The 22,953-nt window shown below is 73.8% G+C and carries 25 protein-coding genes; 5 read left to right on the top strand and 20 right to left on the bottom strand.

The window, feature by feature from the left end; translation table 11 throughout:
* The first annotated feature begins 46 nt into the window (after window positions 1–46).
* Together IEW90_RS08825 and IEW90_RS08830 are read left to right on the top strand one after the other, a co-directional pair.
* A complete protein-coding gene (locus IEW90_RS08825; protein WP_229679567.1) occupies window positions 47–1,408 on the top strand; it encodes a TrkH family potassium uptake protein in 1,362 nt (453 codons plus the stop codon).
* Window positions 1,401–2,102 carry a potassium channel family protein gene (locus IEW90_RS08830; protein ID WP_188717776.1) on the top strand — a complete coding sequence of 234 codons (702 nt, stop codon included), beginning with the start codon at window positions 1,401–1,403 and terminating at the stop codon, window positions 2,100–2,102. Before IEW90_RS08825 ends, IEW90_RS08830 begins: the two co-directional genes overlap by 8 nt.
* A gap of 203 nt (window positions 2,103–2,305) precedes the next feature.
* Here IEW90_RS08830 and IEW90_RS08835 read toward each other — a convergent pair whose 3' ends face one another.
* Genes IEW90_RS08835 through pdhA form a run of 8 tightly spaced genes read right to left on the bottom strand, consistent with a single transcriptional unit; the run spans window position 2,306 to window position 12,090 of the window.
* Window positions 2,306–3,475: an acyl-CoA dehydrogenase family protein gene (locus IEW90_RS08835; RefSeq protein ID WP_229679619.1), complete on the bottom strand. Its 1,170-nt coding sequence runs from the start codon at window positions 3,473–3,475 to the stop codon at window positions 2,306–2,308.
* A 59-nt stretch (window positions 3,476–3,534) separates the two neighbouring features.
* A complete protein-coding gene (locus tag IEW90_RS08840; RefSeq protein WP_188718099.1) occupies window positions 3,535–4,392 on the bottom strand; it encodes an HpcH/HpaI aldolase/citrate lyase family protein in 858 nt (285 codons plus the stop codon).
* A 23-nt stretch (window positions 4,393–4,415) separates the two neighbouring features.
* Complete coding sequence (locus IEW90_RS08845; protein WP_188717778.1) at window positions 4,416–4,970, bottom strand: MaoC family dehydratase; 555 nt, start codon at window positions 4,968–4,970, stop codon at window positions 4,416–4,418.
* Window positions 4,967–6,946: an acetyl/propionyl/methylcrotonyl-CoA carboxylase subunit alpha gene (locus IEW90_RS08850; RefSeq protein ID WP_188717779.1), complete on the bottom strand. Its 1,980-nt coding sequence runs from the start codon at window positions 6,944–6,946 to the stop codon at window positions 4,967–4,969. The genes IEW90_RS08845 and IEW90_RS08850 overlap by 4 nt, the downstream gene beginning before the upstream one ends.
* Window positions 6,947–6,951: 5 nt before the next feature.
* Entirely contained in the window at window positions 6,952–8,640 is a 1,689-nt protein-coding gene (locus tag IEW90_RS08855) for a carboxyl transferase domain-containing protein (RefSeq protein ID WP_188717780.1), read from the bottom strand.
* Between the two features lie 5 nt (window positions 8,641–8,645).
* Window positions 8,646–9,977: a dihydrolipoamide acetyltransferase family protein gene (locus tag IEW90_RS08860; RefSeq protein WP_188717781.1), complete on the bottom strand. Its 1,332-nt coding sequence runs from the start codon at window positions 9,975–9,977 to the stop codon at window positions 8,646–8,648.
* The gene (locus IEW90_RS08865; RefSeq protein ID WP_188717782.1) at window positions 9,974–10,987 is read right to left on the bottom strand and encodes an alpha-ketoacid dehydrogenase subunit beta; all 1,014 of its coding nucleotides are present in this window, start codon (window positions 10,985–10,987) and stop codon (window positions 9,974–9,976) included. The genes IEW90_RS08860 and IEW90_RS08865 overlap by 4 nt, the downstream gene beginning before the upstream one ends.
* The gene (pdhA, locus tag IEW90_RS08870; protein WP_188718100.1) at window positions 10,984–12,090 is read right to left on the bottom strand and encodes a pyruvate dehydrogenase (acetyl-transferring) E1 component subunit alpha; all 1,107 of its coding nucleotides are present in this window, start codon (window positions 12,088–12,090) and stop codon (window positions 10,984–10,986) included. Before pdhA ends, IEW90_RS08865 begins: the two co-directional genes overlap by 4 nt.
* Before the next feature lie 187 nt (window positions 12,091–12,277).
* Between pdhA and IEW90_RS08875 the strand changes: the two genes are divergently transcribed.
* Window positions 12,278–12,754 (top strand): Lrp/AsnC family transcriptional regulator, encoded by a 477-nt coding sequence (locus tag IEW90_RS08875; RefSeq protein WP_188717783.1) that lies wholly within the window; start codon window positions 12,278–12,280, stop codon window positions 12,752–12,754.
* Between the two features lie 91 nt (window positions 12,755–12,845).
* On the opposite strand, the gene IEW90_RS08880 is transcribed toward IEW90_RS08875, so the two are convergent.
* Together IEW90_RS08880 and IEW90_RS08885 are read right to left on the bottom strand one after the other, a co-directional pair.
* Window positions 12,846–13,751 carry a bifunctional methylenetetrahydrofolate dehydrogenase/methenyltetrahydrofolate cyclohydrolase gene (locus tag IEW90_RS08880; protein WP_188717784.1) on the bottom strand — a complete coding sequence of 302 codons (906 nt, stop codon included), beginning with the start codon at window positions 13,749–13,751 and terminating at the stop codon, window positions 12,846–12,848.
* On the bottom strand, window positions 13,748–14,329 hold the full coding sequence (locus IEW90_RS08885; RefSeq protein WP_188717785.1) for a cyclodeaminase/cyclohydrolase family protein: 582 nt from the start codon (window positions 14,327–14,329) through the stop codon (window positions 13,748–13,750). Before IEW90_RS08885 ends, IEW90_RS08880 begins: the two co-directional genes overlap by 4 nt.
* Window positions 14,330–14,401: 72 nt before the next feature.
* Between IEW90_RS08885 and IEW90_RS08890 the strand changes: the two genes are divergently transcribed.
* Window positions 14,402–15,286, top strand: coding sequence for a VOC family protein (locus IEW90_RS08890; protein WP_188717786.1), 885 nt, complete (start codon window positions 14,402–14,404; stop codon window positions 15,284–15,286).
* Between the two features lie 158 nt (window positions 15,287–15,444).
* Here the strand turns inward: IEW90_RS08890 and rsfS are convergent, their stop codons facing one another.
* From rsfS to rplU, 10 genes are all read right to left on the bottom strand, one after another.
* Entirely contained in the window at window positions 15,445–15,828 is a 384-nt protein-coding gene (rsfS, locus tag IEW90_RS08895) for a ribosome silencing factor (protein ID WP_188717787.1), read from the bottom strand.
* Window positions 15,829–15,858: 30 nt separating this feature from the next.
* Complete coding sequence (locus IEW90_RS08900) at window positions 15,859–17,016, bottom strand: hypothetical protein (RefSeq protein WP_188717788.1); 1,158 nt, start codon at window positions 17,014–17,016, stop codon at window positions 15,859–15,861.
* The gene (gene nadD / locus IEW90_RS08905; protein ID WP_373284756.1) at window positions 17,013–17,618 is read right to left on the bottom strand and encodes a nicotinate-nucleotide adenylyltransferase; all 606 of its coding nucleotides are present in this window, start codon (window positions 17,616–17,618) and stop codon (window positions 17,013–17,015) included. Before nadD ends, IEW90_RS08900 begins: the two co-directional genes overlap by 4 nt.
* A complete protein-coding gene (locus IEW90_RS08910) occupies window positions 17,615–17,797 on the bottom strand; it encodes a hypothetical protein (RefSeq protein ID WP_188717789.1) in 183 nt (60 codons plus the stop codon). Before IEW90_RS08910 ends, nadD begins: the two co-directional genes overlap by 4 nt.
* A gap of 28 nt (window positions 17,798–17,825) precedes the next feature.
* Window positions 17,826–19,082, bottom strand: coding sequence for a glutamate-5-semialdehyde dehydrogenase (locus IEW90_RS08915; RefSeq protein WP_188717790.1), 1,257 nt, complete (start codon window positions 19,080–19,082; stop codon window positions 17,826–17,828).
* 41 nt (window positions 19,083–19,123) lie between these two features.
* The gene (locus IEW90_RS08920; RefSeq protein WP_188717791.1) at window positions 19,124–19,537 is read right to left on the bottom strand and encodes a GNAT family acetyltransferase; all 414 of its coding nucleotides are present in this window, start codon (window positions 19,535–19,537) and stop codon (window positions 19,124–19,126) included.
* Entirely contained in the window at window positions 19,534–20,328 is a 795-nt protein-coding gene (gene proB / locus IEW90_RS08925; protein ID WP_188717792.1) for a glutamate 5-kinase, read from the bottom strand. The genes IEW90_RS08920 and proB overlap by 4 nt, the downstream gene beginning before the upstream one ends.
* Window positions 20,325–21,863: a GTPase ObgE gene (gene obgE, locus IEW90_RS08930; protein WP_188717793.1), complete on the bottom strand. Its 1,539-nt coding sequence runs from the start codon at window positions 21,861–21,863 to the stop codon at window positions 20,325–20,327. The genes proB and obgE overlap by 4 nt, the downstream gene beginning before the upstream one ends.
* 79 nt (window positions 21,864–21,942) lie before the next feature.
* Window positions 21,943–22,197, bottom strand: coding sequence for a 50S ribosomal protein L27 (gene rpmA / locus IEW90_RS08935; RefSeq protein WP_188717794.1), 255 nt, complete (start codon window positions 22,195–22,197; stop codon window positions 21,943–21,945).
* Window positions 22,198–22,211: 14 nt separating this feature from the next.
* Window positions 22,212–22,520, bottom strand: a complete 309-nt coding sequence (gene rplU / locus IEW90_RS08940; RefSeq protein ID WP_188717795.1) for a 50S ribosomal protein L21 — start codon at window positions 22,518–22,520, stop codon at window positions 22,212–22,214.
* A 157-nt stretch (window positions 22,521–22,677) separates the two neighbouring features.
* On the opposite strand from rplU, the gene IEW90_RS08945 reads away from it, so the two are divergent.
* Window positions 22,678–22,944: a DUF4031 domain-containing protein gene (locus tag IEW90_RS08945; RefSeq protein WP_188717796.1), complete on the top strand. Its 267-nt coding sequence runs from the start codon at window positions 22,678–22,680 to the stop codon at window positions 22,942–22,944.
* Window positions 22,945–22,953 lie beyond the last annotated feature (9 nt).

Below are 22,953 nucleotides of genomic sequence, written 5' to 3' on the forward strand. Positions count from 1 at the left end.
GGACGCCGAGTTGCGCCGACGCCGCGCGGGCGTATGCTCATCGCTCGTGCAGGCGATCCGCCGGCCCCGATCGGGCCTCATCGCGCTCTGGGAGCGACAGCATCCCGCCCGTCGCATCTTCGGCGGCTTCGTCGTCCTCAACCTCGTCGGCTGGGGGCTGCTCATGCTGCCGATCTCGCGGCAGGGCGACGGCGCGGCCACCTGGATCGAGGCGCTCTTCACAGCGGTCTCAGCCGCATGCGTGACGGGGCTCACGGTCGTCGACACGGCGCTCTACTGGACGCCGTTCGGGCACGTCGTGATCCTGCTGCTCATCCAGCTCGGAGGCCTCGGCGTCATGGTGTTCGCGAGCCTCATCGGGCTGCTGGTGCTGCGTCGCCTCTCGGTGGGCGTGCGCCTCACCGCCGCGCAGGAGGCGCACACCGGCCTCGGCGACGTGCGCCGGGTGGTGCGCACGATCCTCACGATCGCGCTCGTCGTCGAGGGCGTCGTCGCGGTCCTGGTCGCCGGGCGCTTCCTCGCGCGCGGCGAGGAGCTCGGGCACGCGCTGTGGCTCGGCGCCTTCCACGCCGTCTCGAGCTACAACAACGCCGGCTTCGCGCTCTTCAGCGACAACCTCATGGGCTTCGTCGACGACCCGTGGATCCTCCTGCCGCTCGCCGCCGCGACGATCGTCGGCGGCCTGGGCCTGCCGGTGATCGTGGCGCTGCTGCGGCAGTGGCGCACGCCGCGCCGCTGGAGCATGCACGTGTGGATCGTCGTGGTCGGCACGGGCGCGCTGCTCGTCGGCGGCACCGGAGCCATCGGGCTGCTCGAGTGGACGAACCCGGGCACGCTCGGCCCGCAGTCGACCGGCACGCGCGTCCTCGAGTCCTTCTTCCACTCCGTGCAGACCCGCACCGCCGGCTTCAACGCGCTCGACATCGGGCAGATGCGCCCGGAGACCTGGCTCGTCATGGACGCGCTCATGCTCATCGGCGGCGGGCCCGCTGGCACCGCGGGCGGCATCAAGATCACCACCTTCGCGGTGCTCGGCGCGATCATCCTCGCCGAGGTGCGCGGCGACCCGACCGTCACCCTGTTCGGCAAGCGCCTCTCGCGCGCGGTGCACCGCGAGGCGCTCACCGTCGCGCTCCTCGCGGTGGGCGTCATCGCCGTCGCGACCTTCGCGATGATGCTGCTCACCGAGCTCGAGCTCGACCGCGTGCTGTTCGAGGTGATCTCCGCGTTCGGCACCGTGGGCCTGTCCACCGGCATCACCGCGAGCGTCGGCACGCCGAGCCAGCTCATCCTCGTCGCCCTCATGTTCCTGGGCCGCGTCGGCACCATCACGGTCGCCACGACGCTCGCCCTCCGCCCCCGCACGCTCGCGTTCGAGCTGCCGAAGGAAAGGCCCATCGTTGGCTAGGCTCCGCAACCCCTTCGATCCCGCGACCCTCGCCGGATCCGCCCGCGCCGTCGCCGTCATCGGCCTCGGGCGCTTCGGCACCGCGCTCGCGCTCGAGCTCATGGACTACGGCACCGAGGTGCTCGGCATCGACGGCGAGGAACGGGCACAGGAGCTCAACGGCCGGCTCACGCACGTCGTCATCGGCGACGCGACGAAGCCCGAGCTCCTCGACCAGCTCGGCATCGGCGACTTCGACCGCGTCGTCGTGGCGATCGGCAGCGACGTCACCGCGAGCATCCTCGTCACGAGCCAGCTGCTGCGGCTGGGCGTGCGCGACATCTGGGCGAAGGCCGTCAGCGAGCAGCACGCGACGATCCTCGACCAGCTGGGCGTCCAGCACGTGGTGCGGCCGGAGGCCGACATGGGCCGCCGGGTCGCGCACATGGTGCAGGGATCGCTCGAGGACTTCATCGAGATCGAGACCGGCTACGCGGCCATGAAGATCCCGGCGCCCCTCGACCTGCTCGCCGTGCCGCTGCGCGAGCTCGGCATCCACAGGCACGGGGTCTCGATCGTCGCGGTGAAGCGCGGCGAGGACTGGATCCAGGCGAACCAGGAGACGCGCTTCGAGCGCGGCGACGTCGTGCTCGTCGCGGGACCGACGCCCAAGCTCGAGGCCTTCGCCGCCCGGAAGGCCGCGAAGCAGGCGTAGCCCCGCTCCGGGCGGCCAACCCCGTTTCGCAGGAGATCAGCCCGGTCCGAGGGAAGCGCTCCCTCGAGACGCCCGGATCGCCTGCAGAACGGAAGGGCACCCGAGCGTCGCGGCCGCGGCTCCGGCTGACGCTGAACGGCCGCGGCGCCGCCCGCCGGCCTCGAGGGGTCGGGAGCGGCGCCGCGGCCGTCAGCGTCGGTGCGTCAGGCGCCGAACGACTTCTCGAAGCCGAGGCTGCGCGCGATGATCGCGAGCTGCACCTCGGTCGAGCCCTCGCCGAGCGTCAGGATGCGGCAGTCGCGCAGGTGGCGCGCCACGACGTTCTCGTTCATGAAGCCGGCACCGCCCCAGATCTGGGTGGCGTCGTTCGCGTTCGCGACCGCCGCCTCCGAGCCGATGAGCTTCGCGAGCGAGGCCTGCTCCGTGAACGGCATCCCGGCGTCGATGCGGCGCGCGGCGTCGTGCATGACGGCGCGGGCGGCGGCGACGCGCGAGCGCATCCGGGCGATCGTGAACGCGACGTGCTGGTTGTCGCCGATCGGGCGGCCGAAGACCACGCGCTCCTTCGCGCGCAGGATCGCCTGCTCGAGGCAGCCCTGCGCGGCGCCGACGCACAGCGCCGCGAACGCGACGCGGCCCTCGTCGAGCACCGACAGGAAGTTCGAGAAGCCCTTGCCGCGCTCGCCGAGCAGGTTGCCCTCCGGCACCCGCACGCCGTCGAGCACGAGCGGGTGCGTGTCGGACGTGTGCCACCCGATCTTGTCGTAGGGCGGCAGCACCGTGAAGCCCTCGATGGGCGTCGGCACGATGATCGTCGACAGCTCCGGCTTCGTCGTGCCGTCGCGGCCCTCCTTGTGGCCCGTGACCGCGGTGACGGTGACGAGCGACGTGATCGGGGTGCCCGAGTTGGTGATGTACTGCTTCGTGCCGTCGATGCGCCACCAGCCGTCCTCGAGCACGGCGCGCGTCTGCGTCGCGCCGGCGTCGGAGCCAGCCTGCGCCTCGGTGAGGCCGAAGCCGGCGAGCGCCTCGCCGCGCGCGAGCGCCGGCAGGTAGGTGCGCTTCTGCTCCTCGGTGCCGAAGCGGAGGATCGGCATCGCGCCGAGGCCGAGGCCCGCCTCGAGCGTCACGGCGATCGACTGGTCGACGCGCGCGAGCTGCTCGACGGCCACGCAGAGCGACATGTAGTCCTTGCCCTGGCCGCCGTACTCGGTGGGGATCGGCAGGCCGAACAGGCCCATCCGCCCCATCTCGGCGATGATCTCCATCGGCAGGCGGCGCGCCGTGTCGTACTCGTAGCTCGCGGGCGCGACGACCTCGTCGGCGAAGCGGCGCACGGTGCGGGCGAGCTCCTGGTGCTCGGGGGTGAGCATCTCGGTGCCGTCGACGACCTCGTCGACGGGCGCGGATGCGGTGGTGACCTCGGTGGCGGTCATGCGGTGCTCCCATTCGTGGTGGTGGCTGCCCGGGCGGCGTCGGCGGTGGCCGACGCGCCCCTCGCGACGACGCTCCTCGCGTGGCGGAGGATCGGCTCGTCGACCATGCGCCCCTCGAAGGAGAAGACGCCGGGCGTGGTCTCGGCCGCGGCGAGGATGCGCCGCGCCTCGTCGAGCTGCGCCTCGGTGGGCGCGAACGCGCGCCGGTAGGGCGCGACGTGGCTGGGGTGGATCGCCGCCTTGGCGCCGAAGCCGCTCGCGGCGGCGTCGGCCGCCTCGGCCTCCGCGCCGTCGAGGTCTGCGATGTCGGCGCGGATCGCGTCGATCGCGGTGCGGCCGAAGGCGCCCGCGGCGAGCAGCACGCGGCTGCGCGCGTGCATGGCGACGTCGCGGTAGGCGCCGCCCGCGTGGCGGCTCGCGGTGCCGCCGAGCGACGCGACGAGGTCCTCGGCGCCCCACATGAGGCCGACGACCGACGGATGCGCGGCGAGCGCCTCGGCGGCGAGCACGCCCCGCGCCGTCTCGACGAGCGCGACGACACGGGCGTCGGGCAGGGCGGCGACGACGCGGTCGACCTCGTGGGCGCCCTCCGCCTTCGCGAGCATCACCGTGCGGAACGGCGAGCGCGCGACGGCGGCGAGGTCGTCGTCGAGGAGGTCGGTGGATGCGGCGTTCACGCGCACGATCGTGCGGGCCGGGTCGAGCTCAGCGCTCGCGACGGCACCGCGCGCGCCCTCCTTGGCGTCCGGGCCGACGGCGTCCTCGAGGTCGAGGATCACGGCGTCGGCGCGGTCGGCGGCCTTGCCGAAGCGGTCGGGGCGGTCGCCCGGGCAGAACAGCAGCGCCGGGCCCATGCCGAGCGCATCCACGCCGGCGCTCACGAGGCAGCCTCCGCGGAGCCGGGCTCCGCCGTCGCCGCGTCCGCATCCGGGTTCGACCGCATGAGCACCTGCCGCACCGCCTTCGCGACGACCTCGCCGTGCTGGTTGCGCGCGAGGTGCTCGAAGGTGGCGATGCCCTGGCCGGGCCGCGAACGGGAGGCTCGTGCCTCGATGACGCGGGTCTCGGCGTAGATGGTGTCGCCGTGCCGCACCGGCGCCGGGAACGACACCTCGCTGAAGCCGAGGTTCGCGACGATCGTGCCGAGCGTCAGCTGCGAGACCGAGAGGCCGATGAGGGTCGAGAGCGTGTGCATCGAGTTCACGAGCGGCTCGCCGAACTCGGTCGTCTCGCTCCACGCGCGGTCGAGGTGCAGCGGCTGCGTATTCATCGTCAGCGTCGTGAACAGCACGTTGTCGGCCTCGGTCATCGTGCGCCCGGGGCGGTGGTCGTAGACGACGCCCGTCTGGAGCTCGTCGAACCAGAGGCCGCGCTGCACGATGCGGCGCTCGGTGGTGGTCTCGGCGCCGCCGGTGCCGGTCCCGTCGATCATGCTGCCTCCCCCATCGGCGTCACGGTCGCGAGCTCCTGCCCGCGCTGCACCTGCTCGCCGGCGCCCGCGCGCACGTGCACGACGCCCGCGACGGGCGCGCGCAGCACGTGCTCCATCTTCATCGCCTCGACGCTCACGATCGCCTGGCCCTCGGCGACCTCCGCGCCGTCCTCCACGTGGAGCGCGACGACGGTGCCGGGCATCGGGGATGCGAGGGTCGGCTCGGCGGCAGCGCGGCCGCGGCGGGCGCGCGCGGGCGCCTCGACGAGCACGTCGCCGTCGCGCGTCCACACCCATGTGCCCTCGGGCGCGACGAGCATGGGCCGGTGCAGCGGCAGGCGCTCGAAGCGCTCGACGCTGCCGTCCTCGCGACGCACCTCGACGTCGACGTCGCGCACCTCGAGGTGCGGGTTCGCCTGCGGGGCGTCGACCTCGCGCACCCGCACGGTCGCGACGCCCTCGCCGTCGGCGAAGCGGGCGACGCGGCCGACGGCGCCGCCGATGCGCCAGCCGTCGTCCGTCCAGGCGCCGAGCCGAAGGGGCAGTCGGTGCTGCAGCGCCGTCGCGGCGACGGCGAACGCCTCGCCCGCCGCACCGCCTGCCGCGATCCGCGCGCCCTCGCGGTCGATGAAGCCCGTGTCGAGGTCGCCCTCGCGCACGACCGGCTCCGCGAGCAGCGCGCGCAGGAACCCGCGGTTCGTGGTCACGCCGAACAGGTGCGAGTCGCGGAGCGCGCCGCGGAGGCGCTCGATGGCCTCCTCGCGCGTCGCGCCGTGGGCGATGACCTTCGCGATCATCGGGTCGTAGCTCGAGCCGACGGCGGTGCCGTGGTCGACGCCCGCGTCGATGCGGATGCCCTCGCCCCACGCCCAGCCGAGGTCGAGCACGGTGCCGCCGGTCGGGAGGAAGCCCGCGGCGGGGTCCTCGGCGTAGAGCCGTGCCTCGACGGCGTGCCCGTGCAGCGCGATGTCGTCCTGCTGGAGCGCGAGCGGCTCCCCCGCCGCGATCCGCACCTGCTGCTCCACGAGGTCGACGCCCGTGACCATCTCGGTCACCGGGTGCTCCACCTGCAGGCGCGTGTTCATCTCCATGAAGAACGGCTCGTCGGGCCGGTCGCCCGCGACGATGAACTCGACCGTCCCCGCGCCCACGTAGCCGACGGAGCGGGCGGTCTCGACGGCCGCCTGCCCGATCGCGGCGCGCTGCGCCTCCGTGAGCAGGGGGCTCGGCGCCTCCTCGATGACCTTCTGGTGGCGGCGCTGCAGCGAGCACTCGCGCTCGCCGAGGTGGATGACGTGGCCGTGCGCGTCGGCGAGCACCTGCACCTCGATGTGGCGCGGGTTCGTGACGAAGCGCTCGATGAAGAGCGTGTCGTCGCCGAACGATGCCGCCGCCTCGCGGCGCGCGGTCGCGAGCGCGTGCGGCAGGTCCGCCGCGTCGTCGACGCGGTGCATGCCCTTGCCGCCGCCGCCCGCGGCGGGCTTGATGAGCACGGGGAAGCCGACGCGCTCGGCGCCCGCGATGAGCGCCGCGTCGTCGAGCCCGGGCTCGGCGATGCCGGGGACGGTCGCGACGCCGCGCGACTCGACCGCGTGGCGGGCCGAGATCTTGTCGCCCATCGTCTCGATCGCGCTCGCAGGCGGTCCGATGAAGGCGATGCCGGCCTCCTCGCACGCCCGCGCGAAGGCGGCGTTCTCGCTGAGGAAGCCGTAGCCCGGGTGGATCGCCTGCGCACCCGTCTCGCGCGCCGCGGCGATGATCCAGTCGATCGAGAGGTACGTGTCGCGCAGCGGTCCGCTGCCGAGGTCGACGACCTCGTCGCAGTGCTCGCCGTGGGGCGACGGGTCGTCGGCGGCGCGGACGCCGACGACGCGGATGCCGAGCTCGCGGAGCGTCCGCGCGATGCGGATGGCGATCTCGCCGCGGTTCGCGATGAGGACCGTGCGGAACGGGGCGTCGGGTGCGGTGTGGTGCATCGCGATCACATCCGGAAGACGCCGAAGCGCGGCTCGGGCATCGGCACGGCGGTCACGACGTCGAGCGCCATGCCGAGGATGCGGCGGGTGTCGGCGGGGTCGATGATGCCGTCGTCCCAGAGGCGGGCCGAGGCGAAGTACGGGTTGCCCTTGCGCTCGTACTGCTCGCGCACGGGCGCCTCGAAGGCGTCCTGCTCCTCGGCCGACCACTCCTGGCCGGCCGCCTCGAGCTGCTCGCGCTTCACGGTCGAGAGCACGGATGCGGCCTGCGGGCCGCCCATGACGCTCACGCGCGCGTTGGGCCAGAGCCACAGGAACCGGGGGTCGTACGCGCGGCCGCACATCGAGTACGTGCCGGCGCCGAACGAGCCGCCGACGACGACGGTGAGCTTGGGCACGCGGGTCGTCGCGACGGCGGTGACCATCTTCGCGCCGTGCTTGGCGATGCCGCCGCGCTCGGCCTCCGAGCCGACCATGAAGCCGGTGATGTTCTGCAGGAACACGAGCGGCACGCCGCGCTGGTCGCACAGCTCGATGAAGTGCGCGCCCTTCATCGCCGACTCGGCGAAGAGCACGCCGTTGTTGGCGATGATGCCGACGGTGTGGCCGTGGATCTCGGCGAAGCCCGTGACGAGCGTGTCGCCGTAGCCGGCCTTGAACTCGTGGAAGCGGCTGCCGTCGACGACGCGGGCGATGATCTCGCGGGCGTCGTACGGCGTCTGGAGGTCGGGCGGGATCGCGTCGTAGAGGGTGCCGGGGTCGACCTCGGGTGCGCGCTCGTCGGCGCCCGGGTCGAGCGGGGCGTGCGCCGTCCAGCCGAAGGTGCGCGTCATCGCGGGCAGCGCGTCCGACGCCGCGGCACGATCCGTCGGCGGCAGCGCCGCCACCATGTCGCGCACGATCTCGAGCGCGTGCGCGTCGTCGTCGGCCAGGTGGTCGACGACGCCCGAGACCTCGGCGTGGAGCTGCCCGCCGCCGAGCGACTCCGCGTCGATCACCTCGCCCGTCGCCGCCTTCACCAACGGCGGGCCGCCGAGGAAGATCGTGCCCTGCTCGCGCACGATCACCGTCTCGTCGCTCATCGCCGGCACGTACGCGCCGCCCGCGGTCGACGAGCCCATGACGGCCGCGAGCTGCGGGATGCCGAGCGCCGAGAGCTGCGCCTGGTTGAAGAAGATGCGGCCGAAGTGCTCGCGGTCGGGGAACACCTCGTCCTGCATCGGCAGGAACGCGCCGCCCGAGTCGACGAGCGCGATGCAGGGCAGGCGGTTCTCGCGGGCGATCTGCTGGGCCCGCAGGTGCTTCTTCACCGTCAGCGGGTAGTACGTGCCGCCCTTCACCGTCGCGTCGTTGGCGATCACCATCACGTGGCGGCCGTGCACGAGGCCGATGCCGGCGACGACGCCGGCGCTCGGCGCATCCTGGCCGTCCTCGCCGTACACGCCCCACGCGGCGAGCGGCGCGACCTCGAGGAACGGGCTCCCCGGGTCGAGCAGCGCGTCGATGCGGTCGCGCGCGAGCAGCTTGCCGCGCGCGACGTGCCGCTCGCGGGCGCGCTCCGCCCCGCCGAGCGAGACCTGCGCGAGGCGCTCGCGCAGCTCGCCGACGAGCGCCTCCATGGCCGCGCGGTTCGCGGCGGAGGCGTCGGCGGTGGTGTCGACCGCGGTGGTGAGGGTGTGGGAGGGCAGCGCCATGCGTCCTACCGTGCCAGCGCGAGGGCGGGACGCTCGAGCACCGCGGCGATGTCGGCGAGGAAGCCGGCCGCCTCGCGGCCGTCGAGCACGCGGTGGTCGAACGAGACCGTCACGGTGCACACGTCGCGCAGCACGACCTGCCCCTCGTGCTCCCACGGCAGGCGGCGGATCGCGCCGAGCGCGATGATCGCCGACTCCCCCGGGTTGAGGATCGGGATGCCGCCGTCGACGCCGAAGACGCCGACGTTCGAGATCGTGATGTTCGACGAGGTGAGCTCCGCCATCGAGAGCGAGCCCTCGCGGGCGCGCACGGCGCGGTCCTTGATCGCGGCGGTCAGCGCCGACGCATCCATCGCCTCCGCCTCGTCGATGCTTGCGACGACAAGGCCGCGGTCGGTCGAGACGGCGATGCCGAGGTTCACGTGCGCGAAGCGCTCGAGCTCGTTCGTGTCGGCGTGGAACGACGCGGTCACGTCGGGCCAGCGCTTCGCGGCGAGCAGGATCGCCCGGGCGGCGAGGGCGAGGAACGACGCGTCGCCGGCCTTCGCGAGGGCGAGCGTCTCGGTGACGTCGACCTGGTGGAAGGTCGCCGCGTGCGGCACGGTGAGCGCCGACTGCGTCATCGCCGCCGCCGTGTGCTTGCGCAGGCCCGTGACCTTCTCGCGCGTCGACGCGGGCGCGGCGACGGGGGCGGATCCGTGGCCCTCGACGTCGGCGCGGGTCACGAGGCCGTCGGCCCCGGAGGCGCGCACGGCCTGCAGGTCGATGCCGCGGTCCTTCGCGAGCTTCCGCACCGGCGGCATGGCGCGGTTGGGTCCGCGCTTCTCCTCGCGCACGAACGGCTCGACCTCCCAGGCGCGCTTCGCGCGGACGGGCTTGCCGCCGTGGACGGTGATCGAGCCGACGAGCACCTGCACCTTCTCGGGCTTCGCCTCGGCACCATCGGTCGCTGCGGGCTCCTCGGCCGCGGGCGCGGCGGCCGACCGCTCCTCGGCCTCCGCCTGCTCCCCCGTCGCCTCCGGCGCCTCGGGCGTCGCGACCGGTCCCGCCTCGGGCGAGGGCGCGGCCTCGTCGGCGGGCGCGGCGGGGGCGCCGCCCGTGCCGTCGACGTCGAACTCGATGAGCGGCGCGCCGACGGCGACGGTCTCGCCCTCGCCGGCGTGCAGCTTCGAGATCACGCCCGCGTACGGGCTCGGCAGCTCGACGACCGCCTTCGCGGTCTCGATGTCGGCGAGCGGCTGGTTGAGCTCGACGGTGTCGCCCTCGGCGACGCGCCAGGCGACCACCTCGCTCTCGGTGAGGCCCTCGCCGAGGTCGGGCAGCAGGAACGTCTTCATCGGGCGCCCTCCAGGACGAGGCCGTCGCGGGAGCTGCGGCGGCCGAGCGTGCGGTCGACGGCGTCGAGCAGCCGGTCGAGGCTCGGCAGGTAGTCGTGCTCGACGGCCGACGGCGGGTACGGGGTGTCGTAGCCGGTGACGCGCGCGGGCGCGGCCTCCAGGCTCGAGAAGGCGCGCTCGACCACCGAGGTGATGAGCTCCGACGAGACGGAGCCCTCGCCCGGCGCCTCGTGCGCCACGACCAGGCGGCCGGTGCGGCGGACGGAGTCCACCACGGTGTCGACGTCGAGCGGCGAGATCGCGCGCAGGTCGATGACCTCCACCTCGATGCCCTCGTCGGCGGCGGCGATCGCAGCGCGCATCGCCGTCTCGACCGTGGGGCCGTAGGCGGCGATCGTCACGTCGCGGCCCTGCGCGACGATGCTCGCGGTCTCGAGGTCGCGGACGACCGTGCGGTCGACCTCGCCCTTCATGTAGTACTTGCCCTTCGGCTCGAAGAACAGCACGGGGTCGTCGCTCGCGATCGCCGCGCGGAGCGTCGAGTACGCCTCCTGCGGCGTCGACGCCGTCACGACCCGCAGGCCCGCGGTGTGCGCGAAGTACGCCTCCGGCGACTCCGAGTGGTGCTCGACCGAGCCGATCGCGCCGCCGTACGGCACGCGGATCGTCAGCGGCACGCTCGCGCGTCCCTTCGAGCGGTAGCGCAGCTTCGCCACCTGCGCGACGATCTGGTCGAACGCGGGGTAGATGAAGCCGTCGAACTGGATCTCGGCGACGACGCGGAAGCCGCGGTAGCCCATCCCGATCGCCGTGCCGATGATGGCCGACTCGGCGAGCGGCGCGTCGATGACGCGCTGCGTGCCGAAGCGGGCCTGCAGTCCGTCGGTGACGCGGAAGACGCCGCCGAGCTGGCCGATGTCCTCGCCCATGAGCAGCACGCGGTCGTCGCCCTCGAGCGAGTCGGCGAGCGCCGCGTTGACGGCCTTGGCGAGCGTGAGCGTCTCGGTCATCGGTTCCCCTCGATGCTGGCGGTGAAGGCGCGGTGCTCGGCGCGCTGGCGCTCGAGGCGCTTCGTCGGCTGCGCGTAGACGTGGTCGAAGATGCTGTCGACCGTCGGCGGCTCGGCGTGCTCGGCGGCGTGGCGGAGCTCCTTGGCGAGCTCGTCGGCGCGGATCCTCGCCTCCTCGCGGACGGCGTCCATGTTGGCGCCCATCGCGGCGAGGGCGCGCTCGACGCGCTCGATCGGGTCCTTCGCGGTCCACGCCTCGACCTCGGCCTCGTCGCGGTAGCGCTTGGGGTCGTCGGTGGTGGTGTGGGGGCCGCGGCGGTAGGTGACGGCCTCGATGAAGGTGGGGCCACCGCCGGAGCGGGCGCGCTCGAAGGCGATGCGGGCGGCGGCGTGCATCGCGAGCACGTCGTTGCCGTCGACGCGCATCGAGGGGATGCCGAAGCCGGTGGGGCGCAGCGCCAGCGGCGTGCCCGACTGCACGCGCACGGGCTCCGAGATGGCGTACTGGTTGTTCTGGCAGAGGAAGACGACGGGCGCCTGGAACGCGGAGGCCCAGACGAGCGCCTCGTTGACGTCGCCCTCGCTCGTGGCGCCGTCGCCGAAGCAGGCGAGCGCGACGTCGTCCGACTCGTCCATCTTCGAGGCCATCGCGAAGCCGGTCGCGTGGAGCGACTGCGCGCCGATGATGATCTGCGCCGGGGCCATGGTGATCTCGTGCGGGTCCCAGCCGCCGTGGGCGTACGCCTTCCAGACGCGCGCGAACTCGGCGAGGTCGACCCCTTTCAGCAGCGCGAAGCCGTGCTCGCGGTAGGAGCCGAAGACCCAGTCGCTCTGCCGCAGCGCGCGGGCAGGGCCGACCTGGGCGGCCTCCTGCCCGAGCAGCGGCGGCCACAGCACGAGGTGGCCCTGGCGGGTGAGCGCGAAGGCCTCGGTGTCGAGCCGGCGCACGCGCACCATGTCGACGTAGAGGTTCGTGAGCGCCGTCTCGTCGACGTCGGTCAGGTGCGGGTCGAGCACGTCGCTCGGCAGCCGAGAGCCGTCGAGGTCGAGCACGCGGAGCGGGTGGTCGAGCCCGAGCGCGAGCTGCGGGTCGGGTGCGGGCATCGTGAGCGACACGGTCGAACCTCCTCGTTCGAAGCGCCTCGTGGGCGCCGGCCTGAGCCCGGGGGCGGATCGCTCCCGAGATCGTGGGTCGACGCTACCCCCGGAACGCACCTCGCGCAATCAGCGACACTCCGGCTGAGCGATCCGCGCATTCCGCTGGAACACGACCTGCGCTAGATTGCGCAGCATGCGCATCGTCGATGACACCGACCGTCGGATCCTGCTCGACCTCACGGAGCGCCCGCGCGCGACCAACGCGGCGATCGCGGAGCGGCTCGGCCTCGCCCGCAACACGGTGCAGAACCGGGTCGCGGCGCTCGAGGCCTCGGATGCGCTGCAGGGGTTCGACCGCCGCTTCCACGCGGCGGCGCTCGGCTACCCGCTGACGGTGTTCATGGCGACGCACGTCGACCAGCCGCGCATCGACCACGTGGTCGAGCAGCTGAAGGAGATCCCGGAGGTCGTGCAGGCGTTCGGGCTGTCCGGGCAGGCCGACGTGCTCGTGCGCGCCGTGTGCCGCGACGCCGAGGACCTCTACCGGATCAACAAGCTCGTGCTCGCGTGCGACGGCGTGGAGCGCACGGAGACATGGCTGTCGATGGGCGAGCTCATCCCGTTCCGCCTCGCGCCCGTGCTCGAGCGCGACCTCGCCGAGAAGCGCTAGCCGCTCAGATCCCGCTGGTCGAGGAGCGCGCGGCCGCAGGCCGCACGCGTCTCGAGACCATCGCACCGCGGACGGCGCTCGCTGCCGCGCCTCAGGCGGGCAGCGCGCCGCTCAGCCGCACGAGGTTGCGCATCGCCATCGCGATCGTGAGCGGGCCGACGCGCGGCACGTAGACCGAGGCGCGCTCCATGATCGAGTCGTCGAAGTTCTCGACCTCGGCCACGTTCACGCAGATCGCGCCCTCGCGGATCTCGTCGCCGCGCACGAGCTCGAAGCTGCGCGACGGCACGCCCGTGATGACCACGTCGGCCTGCGCGAGCGCCTCCGCGCGGTCGATGCCGGAGTCGCGCACGTCGTGCGCCCGACGCCCGATCGCCGGCTCGAACACGACGCTGCCGGTCAGGTCGAGCGAGTGCACGCGCGCGCCGTCGTTCGCGAGCATCGCCGAGAGCGGCCGGCCGACGATGTCGCTGCGGTTGATGACGCACGCGGTGACGCCCTCGAGCGGCGCCTCGCCGCCCGTGCCGCGCATGCCGGCGTGCTGCAGCAGCTTCAGGATCGCGAGCGGCGTGCACGGCAGGATCGCCCGCCGCGTCTGCTCCTCGTCCACGAAGCGCCGGTTCTCGTAGAGCAGGCGGCTCCAGTAGGAGTGCATGCCCTCGACGTCCTTGCGCGGGTCGACGAGCTCGCGCATCCAGCGGTCGTCCTCGCGGGAGGCGAGCGGGTAGTAGAGGAAGATGCCGTCGACCTCGGGGTCGAGGTTCGCGTCGGCGATCGCGCGGGCCGCGTCGGCAGGCTCGACCCGGCGGAGGTCCATCTCGATGCCGACGGCGGCCGCGCCGCGCGTCGCGTAGTGCGCGTAGGTCGCGGCCGGACCCTCCGCCTGGCTGAGCAGGCCGACGACGCGCGGCGTGCGGCCGCTCGCCTCGACGGCGGCGCGCACCTCGGCGCGGTAGTCCTTCGCCACGGTCGACGGGTCGAGCACGGTCGCGGTCACACTGCCTCCTCCAGAGCGGCGGCGAGCGCATCGCGGCGCTCCCGGAGCCCGGCGGCGGCCGGGGCGTCGCCGCGCTCGAGCGCGGCGAGGTTGATGTCGGCGGTGCGGATCGCGGCGCGGCCGGCTCCGCGCACGAGGTCGGCGCCCGCGTGCACGTCGCTCACCACCGATCGCTTCACGAGCGGCTCGAGCTCGGCGGCGAGCGCGAGGCCCTCGACGAGCGTCGCCACGAGGTCGAGCGGCTCGACCGTGGCGCGCACGGAGGCCGCCTCGACGGCGCTCGCGCGGGCCGCCTTCGAGGCCTCGTCGTCGCGCGGCATGCCGTACGCGTCCATGAGCGCGCCGAAGGCGGCGACGTCGGCGTCCGCTGCCGGCACGACGCGCGCCAGCAGCGCCTCGCCGCGCTCGCGGCGGGCGTCGAGGGCGGGATCGCCGGTCACGGCGACGGCCATGAGCACGAGACCGAGGCCGAGGGCGCCCGACACAGCTGCGATGGAGCCTCCGCCCGGCGTCGGGTCGGAGGAGGCAGCGCGCCGCAGCAGCTCGTCGGCCGGCAGGGACCACAGACTCTCGCTCACGTGCTCCGATCCTACCGGCGGCCGCGGAATGCCGCGGCACGGGCGGCGTTGCACCCGGCGGAGGTTCCCCGCATGCACACGAACGACCTGCTCCCCGCTGCGACCGCCATGGGCCCGGTGATGCTCAAGACCGCGACGCTCTCGGCGCTCGTGCCCTGGTACACGGCCGGCGTCGGCCTCGAGCCGATCGCGGAGCGGCAGGTCGGCGGGCGCCGGGTCGTCGAGCTCGGCGTCGGCGGCCGCGTGCTGCTCGTGCTCGAGGAGGCGCCCGACCTCCGCGGCCCGAACCCCTCGGACGCGGGCCTGTTCCACACGGCGATCCTCTATCCCACGCACGCGGCGCTCGCCGCGGCGATCGTGCGCATGTCGCAGCAGCCGGGCGTCCGCTTCGCCGGCACGGGCGACCACGCGGTCTCTGAGGCGTTCTACTTCGCCGACCCGGACGGCAACGGGGTCGAGCTCTACGTCGACCGCCCCCGCGAGACCTGGACGTGGCGCGACGGCCACGTGCACATGACGACGGAGTACATCGACCCGAACGCGTTCGTGCAGCAGCACCTCGAGCGCGGCGCCTTCGGTGTCGCCCAGACCGCGCCCGTCGGTGCGACCGTCGGGCACGTGCACCTGCAGGTGGGCGACATCGCGACGGCGCGCGACTTCTACGTCGACGCGCTGGGCTTCGCGGAGACCGCAGCGCTCGGCAATACGGCGCTCTTCGTGAGCGCCGGCGGCTACCACCACCACATGGCGATGAACGTGTGGAACTCGCGCGGCGCGGGCCGCCGCGTCGACTCGCTGGGCCTCGGCAGCGTCGAGATCGCGGTGCCGGATGCGGAGGCGCTCGGCGCCGCCCGCGAGCGCCTGACGTCGCGCGGCGTCGCGGTCGCGGACGACGGCGCGGCGATCCGCTTCGAGGACCCCTGGGCCAACCGCATCACGCTGACCCCGGTCGGCTAGCGCGTCCGCTGGTCGAGGAGCGCGCGGCCGCAGGCCGCACGTGTCTCGAGACCACCCACGCGGGGAGCAGCCCGCCACGCTGTGGTCTCGACTCGGGCGGCGCCTGCGGCGCCGTCCGGCTCGACCAGCGAAGAAGGCCCGTCCGGCGGAACGGTCGGCTACGCCTGCTCGGCGGCGGGGTGCTCGGGCACCTGCAGGTCGACGACCGCGGCATCGCGCCACAGCCGCTCGAGCTGGTAGTACTGCCGCTCCTCCTCGTGGAACACGTGCACCACGATGTCGTTGAAGTCGAGCAGCACCCAGCGGCCGTCGGCGCGGCCCTCGCGGCGCACCGGCTTCGCGCCGTCGAGGATCAGCTGGTCCTCGATCTCGCGCGCGATGGCGCTCACCTGGCGCTCGTTGCGGCCCGTGGCGAGCACGAACACGTCGGTGAGCGGCAGCTGGCCGGACACATCGAGGCCCACGAGCTCGGTCGCGAGCGCCTTGTCTGCGGCGGCCGCGGCCGCCCGTGCGAGCGCGATCGCCCGCTCGTCGGCGCTCATCGGCCGACCTCCTTCTGGACCATCACGGGGTCAGAGCACCCCCGACGAGATCGCCCACACGAGGAAGCCGCCGACGGCGGCGACGAACGCGCCGGCGCCGACGCCGATCGCGATCGGCCAGGCGTTCGAGGGGGCCTTCGTGGGTGCGATCTGGACACGGGCGTTCGCGTACGACGACACGGCCTTGGAGGCGCGTACCGGGGCATTCTCGGGGCTCGTGACCTCGGCCTCGCCGCCCTCGGCGTCGAGCTCGCTGCCGTCGATCGTCGCGCGGCCGCGGCCCGACGTGGCGAAGCCCTCGGGCACGTCGATCGAGCCGGTGACGAGCAGGCCGTCGTCGCCCTCGAGCTGGAACTCGGGCGCGTCGGAGCCGGCGGGCAGCACGAGCGCGTTCGCGGTGATCGCCGACGTCGAGGAGCCGCCGGTGCCGGCGACGCCCTGCTCGCGCAGGTCGGCGATGTGGTGCTCCGAGGTGTCGGAGACGACGTTGACGATGACGGGCAGGCGCTGCGACTGGCCGCGCGTGGGGCCGGTGGGCGTCGGCTCGTCGACGACCGAGGGGTCGATGACGCGGCGGTCCTCGAGCTGCGCGGGCGTCGTCTCCGACACGCGCAGCGCCGAGATCCGGCGGCCCTCGACCTGCACCTCGTCGATCTCCAGGTCGTCGACCTCGTGGTCGTCGACGGTGTCGAGGCCCTGGACGTCGTCGATGCGGACGCTCGAGCGGCGGGCGGACGACGGCGCGGGCACCGAGCGGCGGGCCTCGGCGGGCTGCTCCGGCTCGGGCGTCGGCTCGAGCTCCGCCTCGATGACGTCGAGGTGCTGCGTGGCCGGGCCGTCGACGTCGACGCGCTCGATCGCGACCGTCTCCTCGACGGCCGGCGCCTCCTGGGCCTTGCGGCGGCCGAAGAACCGGCCGGCGGGCTTGGGCGCGGGGGTCTCCTCGGCGGGCTGGGAGGGCGCGGCGGGCTGCCCGGCGGCGGCCTCGGCCTCCGCCTCCTCGAGCTCCGCGAACGGGACGCTGGGCGTGGAGTGGCGGCCCGTGCGGGTCGGCTCGTCGCTCAGGCTGCGCTGCGCCTCCTCGTCGGGGACCGGCGGCGGGCCGCCCGTCCTGGCGAGCTCCGCAGCGCGCTCGAGCTCACGAAGCTGCCGTCGCGTGAGCGGACGGTCTCCGTTTGCGTCGGTCATGCGGTGTCTCTCCGGTAGAGGTCGTGCTTGCTGATGTACTGCACCACGCCGTCGGGCACGAGGTACCAGACGGGGTAGCCTGCGCGGACCCGCGCACGGCAATCGGTCGAGGATATCGCAAGTGCGGGGATCTCGAGCCGAGAGACGCGCTCGGGCGGGTAGTCCGTCGCCTCCATCTCGTGCCCCGGCCGGGTCACGGCGACGAAGTGCGCGAGCTCCCACAGCTCGTCCGCGTCCTTCCACTCGACGATCGACGCGAAGGCGTCGGCGCCGGTGATGAAGAACAGCTCGGCGTCCGGATGCGCGTCGCGCATGTCGCGGAGCGTGTCGATCGTGTACGTCGGGCCGCTGCGGTCGATGTCGGCGCGGCTCACCCGGAAGCGCGGGTTCGAGGCCGTCGCGACCACCGTCATGAGGTAGCGGTGCTCGCTCGGGCTCGCCTGCCGCTTCTGGTACGGCTGGCCGGTCGGGACGAACACGACCTCATCGAGGCCGAAGTGCTGCGCGACCTCGCTCGCGGCCACGAGGTGGCCGTGATGGATGGGGTCGAACGTGCCGCCCATGATGCCCAGGCGGCGGGGGCGCTGCGCCACGCGCGTCAGACGTGGTCGGTGGAGCCCGTCTGGCCCCCGACGGACCGGTTGCTGACATCGCGGTAGGCGCGGAGCACGATGGCCGAGACGAGGAACACGGCCGCGGCGATGGCGCCGGCGATGAAGGGCGCGGGGCCCGTCTCGTGGTGGCCGGCCTCCGCGGCGGCGGCGAGCAGGGTGAGCGTCATGGGTCCAGCCTATCGCGGGCGCGGGCCCTCAGGACCGCACCTGGCCGGAGCCGCGGACGATCCACTTCGAGCTCGTGAGCTCCGGCAGCCCCATGGGGCCGCGCGCGTGGGCCTTCTGGGTCGAGATGCCGACCTCGGCGCCGAAGCCGAACTCGCCGCCGTCGGTGAAGCGGGTGGAGGCGTTGTGCATGACGACCGCGGAATCGACCTCGGCGAGGAAGCGCTCGGCCGCGCCGGCGTCATCGGTGATGATCGTGTCGGTGTGGTGCGTGCCGAATCGGTTGACGTGCTCGATCGCGGCGTCGAGGTCGTCGACGACGCCGATCGCGATGTCCATCGAGAGGTGCTCGGTCGACCAGCCGCCCTCGCCGAGCGGCGCGGCGGCCACGCCGCCGGGCAGCGCGGCGTCGGCGTGGATCGCGACGCCGGCCTCGGCGAGCGCCCCCGCGAGCGCGGGCACGGCCTCGTCGGCGATGTCGCGGTGCACGAGCAGCGTCTCGAGCGAGTTGCACACGCTCGTGCGCTGGGTCTTGGCGTTGAGCACGATCTCGAGCGCCATCGGCAGCGACGCGGCGCGGTCGACGAAGGCATGCACGACGCCCGCGCCCGTCTCGATGACCGGCACCGTCGACTCCGTGACGACGCGGTCGATGAGCGCGGCGCTCCCCCGCGGCACGAGCAGGTCGACGAGCCCGCGGGCGCGCATGAGGCGGCCCGCGCCCTCGCGGCCGAAGCGGTCGATCGTCTGCACGGCGAGGCGCGACAGCCCCGCGCCCTCGACGGCGTCCTGCATCGCGGCGACGAGCACCGCGTTCGTGCGCTCGGCGGCCGAGCCGCCGCGGAGCACCACGGCGTTGCCGGAGCCGAGCGCGATGCACGCGAGGTCGACCGTCACGTTGGGCCGCGCCTCGTAGATGACGCCGATGACGCCGAACGGCACGCGCACCTCGGTGAGCTCCAGGCCGTTCGGGAGCGTGCGCTCGCGCAGCACCTCGCCGACCGGGTCGGGCAGCGCGGCGAGGTCGCGCGCCGCGGCGGCGAGGCCCGCGATGCGGGCCGGGTCGAGCAGCAGGCGGTCGAGCAGGCCCGTCGCGAGGCCGTTCGCGCGGCCGCGCTCGAGGTCCTCGGCGTTGGCCGCGAGGATCGCGTCGGCGGCACCCTCGATGCCCGCCGCGATGGCCTCGATCGCCGCGTGGCGCCGCGGCGCTGGCACGATGGCGAGCGCCCGGGCGGCGCGCTGCGCGTCGTGCAGGAGGGCGTCGAGGTCGTCGAGGGCTTCGGCCATGGTCCGAGCCTAATCGGGCGCGGATGCGCCGCGCGGCCGCGTCAGCCGTCGAGGCGCCGGCCCAGCACGACCGTGTCCTGCACGTCGTAGCCGAGGCGCTCGTAGAAGGCCGCGGCATCCGCGTTGTCGCCGCGCACCATGAGCTGCGCCTTCACTCCCCCGCGCGCCGCGATCCACGCCTCCGCCGCCGCCACGAGCGCGCGCCCGAGCCCCTCGCGCCGCCGCGCGGGGTCGACGGCGAGGTAGTAGAGCCACCCGCGATGGCCGTCCTCCCCCACCATCGCCGTGGCGACGAGCGCCCCGCCGTCGCGGATGCCGAGCACAGCGGATGCGGGGCCGGCGACGGCGCGGTCGAAGTCGGCGCGGGGCGGGTTCCACGGGCGCGTCAGCCCCGCGGCCTCCCAGAGCGCGATCGCCGCGTCGGCGTCGGCGCGGCCGAGCTCGACGACGATCACGCGGTCCGGGGCGCGGCAGCCGGCGCGGGGTTCGGCTCGAACTCGGTGCCGAGCCGCTCGCCCGCGATGAGGCGCTCGAGCAGCGGCGTCGCGGTGAGCGTCACGCGCACGCCCGCGTCGGCGGCGAGCCGCGCCGCGTCGACCTTCGTCATCGCGCCGCCCGAGCCGACGTGCGAGCCCGAGGCGCCCAGGCGGACGCCCTCGAGCGCGTCGCCGTAGGGCACGCGGTCGATCGGCTCCGAGCCGGGCTCGTCCGGCGGCGCGGTGCGCAGCGACGCGATGTCCGAGAGCAGGATGAGGCGGTCGGCACCCACGAGGCGCGCTACGAGCGCCGCGAGCCGGTCGTTGTCGCCGAAGCGGATCTCGTGCGTCGCGACCGTGTCGTTCTCGTTGACGATCGGCAGCATCCGCAGCTCGAGCAGCCGCTCGATCGCGTTCCGGGCGTTGCCGCGGTGCGAGTCCATCTCCATGTCGGAGGCGGTGAGCAGGATCTGCGCCGCGACCACGTCGTGCCGCGTGAGGCTGCGCTGGTAGCGGTTCATGAGCACGTTCTGCCCGACCGCCGCGGCCGCCTGCTGCAGCGGCAGGTCGGTGGGGCGGTCCTCGAGGCCGAGGAACGGCATCCCCGTCGCGATCGCGCCCGAGGAGACGAGGATCACCTGGCCGCGGGCGTGGAGGCGCGCGAGGCCGTCGACGAGCGGCTCGATCTGCGCGCGCCGGTCGCCGGAGATCGACGAGGAGCCGACCTTGACGACGATGCGCTCGCCCCGGCCCGGGTCGAGCGTCGTCATGCGTCCTTGCCCTCGTCGTACCGCTGCACCTCGAAGCCCTCGTCGTCGGTCCACATGCCGGCGTCGCGCTCCACACCGAGGGCGTCGCGCGCGGCCTGCTTCGCGTCCATCCGCTCGTGGTACTGCTCGCGGCGCTCGGCCGTCGTGCGGCGCACGTTGCGGTCGAGGCGCGGGTCGGTGCCGCGGTTGCCGACGAGCTCGGCCGCCGAGGCGATCGTGGGCTCCCAGTCGAAGACGATGCCGGCGCCGGGGCCGATGACGACGGTGGCGCCGGCGACGGCGCCCGCCTTGAGCAGCGCCTCCTCGATGCCGATCTTCGCGAGCCGGTCGGCGAGGTAGCCGACCGCCTCGTCGTTGCGGAAGTCGGTCTGCGCGACCCAGCGCTCCGGCTTCGCGCCGAGGATGCGGTACACGGGGCCCTCGTGCGAGCCCTCGACCTTGATGCGGAACCCGGCGTCGTCGATCGCCTTCGGCCGCAGCACGATGCGCTCCGGCTCGGCCTCGACGGCCTTCGCGGCGCGGTCGCGCTCGACGATGTCGGCGAGCGCGAACGACAGCTCGCGGAGGCCCCGGTGGGCGATCGTCGAGATCTCGAAGACGCGGAAGCCCATCCCCTCGATCTCCTCGCGCACGAACTCGGCGAGCTCGAGCGCCTCGGGCACGTCGACCTTGTTGAGCGCGACGAGCTGCTGGCGCTCCAGCAGCGGCGTCTGCCCCTCGGGCACCGGGTAGGCGGCGAGCTCGGCGAGGATGACCTTGAGGTCGCTCACCGGGTCGCGGCCCGGCTCGAGGGTGGCGCAGTCGATGACGTGCAGCAGCGCCGAGCAGCGCTCGACGTGGCGCAGGAACTCGAGACCGAGGCCCTTGCCCTCGCTCGCGCCCTCGATGAGGCCGGGCACGTCGGCGATCGTGTAGCGGGTCTGGCCCGACTCGACGACGCCGAGGTTGGGGTGCAGGGTCGTGAACGGGTAGTCGGCGATCTTCGGCCGCGCGGCGCTCATGGCGGCGACGAGGCTCGACTTGCCGGCGCTCGGGAAGCCCACGAGCGCGACGTCGGCGACGGTCTTCAGCTCGAGCGTGACGTCGCCCTCGAAGCCTGGGGTGCCGAGCAGCGCGAAGCCGGGCGCGCGTCGCTTCTGGTTCGAGAGCGCCGCGTTGCCGAGGCCGCCCTGGCCGCCCTCGGCCACGACGATCCGCATGCCGGGGTGCGCGAGGTCGGCGAGCACCTCGCCGTCGGCGGACGTGACGACGGTGCCGACGGGCACCGGCAGCTCCAGCTCACCGCCCGTGGTGCCCGCGCGGTGGTCGCCCATGCCGGGCTGGCCGTTGTCGCTCGAGCGGTGCGGGGCGCGGTGGTAGCCGAGGAGGGTGGTGACCTGCGGGTCGGCGACGAGCACGATGTCGCCGCCGTCGCCGCCGTTGCCGCCGTCGGGGCCGGCGAGCGGCTTGAACTTCTCGCGGCGCACCGACACGCAGCCGTGGCCGCCGTGCCCGGCGCGCAGGTGCAGCGTCACGCGATCGACGAAGGTGGCCACGGGAACTCCTCTGGTGGAAAGCGAGAGCGGGGCGGGCCGAAGCCCGCCCCGCTCATCGGAAGTGCTGGATCGTGCGGTCCTACTGGGCCGCGACGATGTTGACGACCTTGCGGCCGCCCTTCTGGCCGAACTCGACCGAGCCCGCCTCGAGGGCGAACAGCGTGTCGTCGCCACCGCGGCCGACACCGGCGCCGGGGTGGAAGTGCGTGCCGCGCTGACGGACGAGGATCTCGCCGGCCTTGACGACCTGGCCGCCGAAGCGCTTCACGCCGAGGCGCTGCGCGTTCGAGTCACGGCCGTTGCGGGTGGACGATGCGCCCTTCTTGTGTGCCATGTCTGGTCAGCCCCTTACTTGATCTCGGTGACCTTGAGGCGCGTGAGCTCCGAGCGGTGGCCCATGCGGCGCTTGTAGCCGGTCTTGTTGCGGTAGTGCTGGATGCGGATCTTCGGGCCGCGCAGGTCGGTCACGACCTCGGCGGTCACGGTCACCTTGGCGAGCGCGTCGGCGTCCGACGTCACCTTGTCGCCGTCGACGAGCAGCACGGGGGCGAGCTCGACGTTGCCCTTGTCATCAGCGGCGATGCGGTCGACGACGAGCACCGAGCCGACCTCGACCTTCTCCTGCCGGCCGCCGGCGCGCACGATTGCGTACACCACGTCTGGATCCTCACTGTTGGAACGACTCCCGACCGAGGCCGGGACGAAGCTTGATGGCGCGCGCTGAACGCGACTGGCGCCAACCGACAACATTACATGCGGTCCGGCGTTCGGGTCAACACGGCGGGGCCGTGTCGCGCGGGTCTACCGTGGGCGGATGGCCATCCTCGTCGACGACCCGCTCTGGCCCAACCACGGCACCACGTGGGCGCACCTCGTGAGCGACGCCTCGCTCGACGAGCTGCACGCGTTCGCCCGCCGCGCGGGCCTGCCGGCCCGCGGCTTCGACCACGACCACTACGACGTGCCGGCCGAGCGCATCGACGAGCTCGTGGCGCTCGGCGCGGAGCGCGTCGGCCCCAAGGAGCTCGTGCGGCGCCTCATCGCGAGCGGGCTGCGCGTGAAGGAGCGGGACCGGCCGTAGCCGATCCCG

This window comes from Agrococcus terreus (assembly GCF_014645235.1).
In the GTDB taxonomy this organism is placed as follows: domain Bacteria; phylum Actinomycetota; class Actinomycetes; order Actinomycetales; family Microbacteriaceae; genus Agrococcus; species Agrococcus terreus.

What these genes read in the sequence shown, in the direction of transcription:
- IEW90_RS08840 (WP_188718099.1), bottom strand. Translation starts at nt 4,392, where the DNA reads ATGGGCCCGGCGCTGCTGTTCTGCCCGGGCGACCGCCCCGACCGCTTC.
- rsfS (WP_188717787.1), bottom strand. Translation starts at nt 15,828, where the DNA reads ATGAGCGCCGACGAGCGGGCGATCGCGCTCGCACGGGCGGCCGCGGCC.
- IEW90_RS08915 (WP_188717790.1), bottom strand. Translation starts at nt 19,082, where the DNA reads ATGGCCGAAGCCCTCGACGACCTCGACGCCCTCCTGCACGACGCGCAG.
- IEW90_RS08945 (WP_188717796.1), top strand. Translation starts at nt 22,678, where the DNA reads ATGGCCATCCTCGTCGACGACCCGCTCTGGCCCAACCACGGCACCACG.
- IEW90_RS08835 (WP_229679619.1), bottom strand. Translation starts at nt 3,475, where the DNA reads ATGCTCACCCCCGAGCACCAGGAGCTCGCCCGCACCGTGCGCCGCTTC.
- IEW90_RS08890 (WP_188717786.1), top strand. Translation starts at nt 14,402, where the DNA reads ATGCACACGAACGACCTGCTCCCCGCTGCGACCGCCATGGGCCCGGTG.
- proB (WP_188717792.1), bottom strand. Translation starts at nt 20,328, where the DNA reads ATGACGACGCTCGACCCGGGCCGGGGCGAGCGCATCGTCGTCAAGGTC.
- IEW90_RS08855 (WP_188717780.1), bottom strand. Translation starts at nt 8,640, where the DNA reads ATGGCGCTGCCCTCCCACACCCTCACCACCGCGGTCGACACCACCGCC.
- IEW90_RS08875 (WP_188717783.1), top strand. Translation starts at nt 12,278, where the DNA reads ATGCGCATCGTCGATGACACCGACCGTCGGATCCTGCTCGACCTCACG.
- rpmA (WP_188717794.1), bottom strand. Translation starts at nt 22,197, where the DNA reads ATGGCACACAAGAAGGGCGCATCGTCCACCCGCAACGGCCGTGACTCG.
- IEW90_RS08910 (WP_188717789.1), bottom strand. Translation starts at nt 17,797, where the DNA reads ATGACGCTCACCCTGCTCGCCGCCGCCGCGGAGGCCGGCCACCACGAG.
- IEW90_RS08850 (WP_188717779.1), bottom strand. Translation starts at nt 6,946, where the DNA reads ATGCACCACACCGCACCCGACGCCCCGTTCCGCACGGTCCTCATCGCG.
- IEW90_RS08860 (WP_188717781.1), bottom strand. Translation starts at nt 9,977, where the DNA reads ATGAAGACGTTCCTGCTGCCCGACCTCGGCGAGGGCCTCACCGAGAGC.
- IEW90_RS08900 (WP_188717788.1), bottom strand. Translation starts at nt 17,016, where the DNA reads ATGACCGACGCAAACGGAGACCGTCCGCTCACGCGACGGCAGCTTCGT.
- IEW90_RS08845 (WP_188717778.1), bottom strand. Translation starts at nt 4,970, where the DNA reads ATGATCGACGGGACCGGCACCGGCGGCGCCGAGACCACCACCGAGCGC.
- IEW90_RS08865 (WP_188717782.1), bottom strand. Translation starts at nt 10,987, where the DNA reads ATGACCGAGACGCTCACGCTCGCCAAGGCCGTCAACGCGGCGCTCGCC.
- pdhA (WP_188718100.1), bottom strand. Translation starts at nt 12,090, where the DNA reads ATGCCCGCACCCGACCCGCAGCTCGCGCTCGGGCTCGACCACCCGCTC.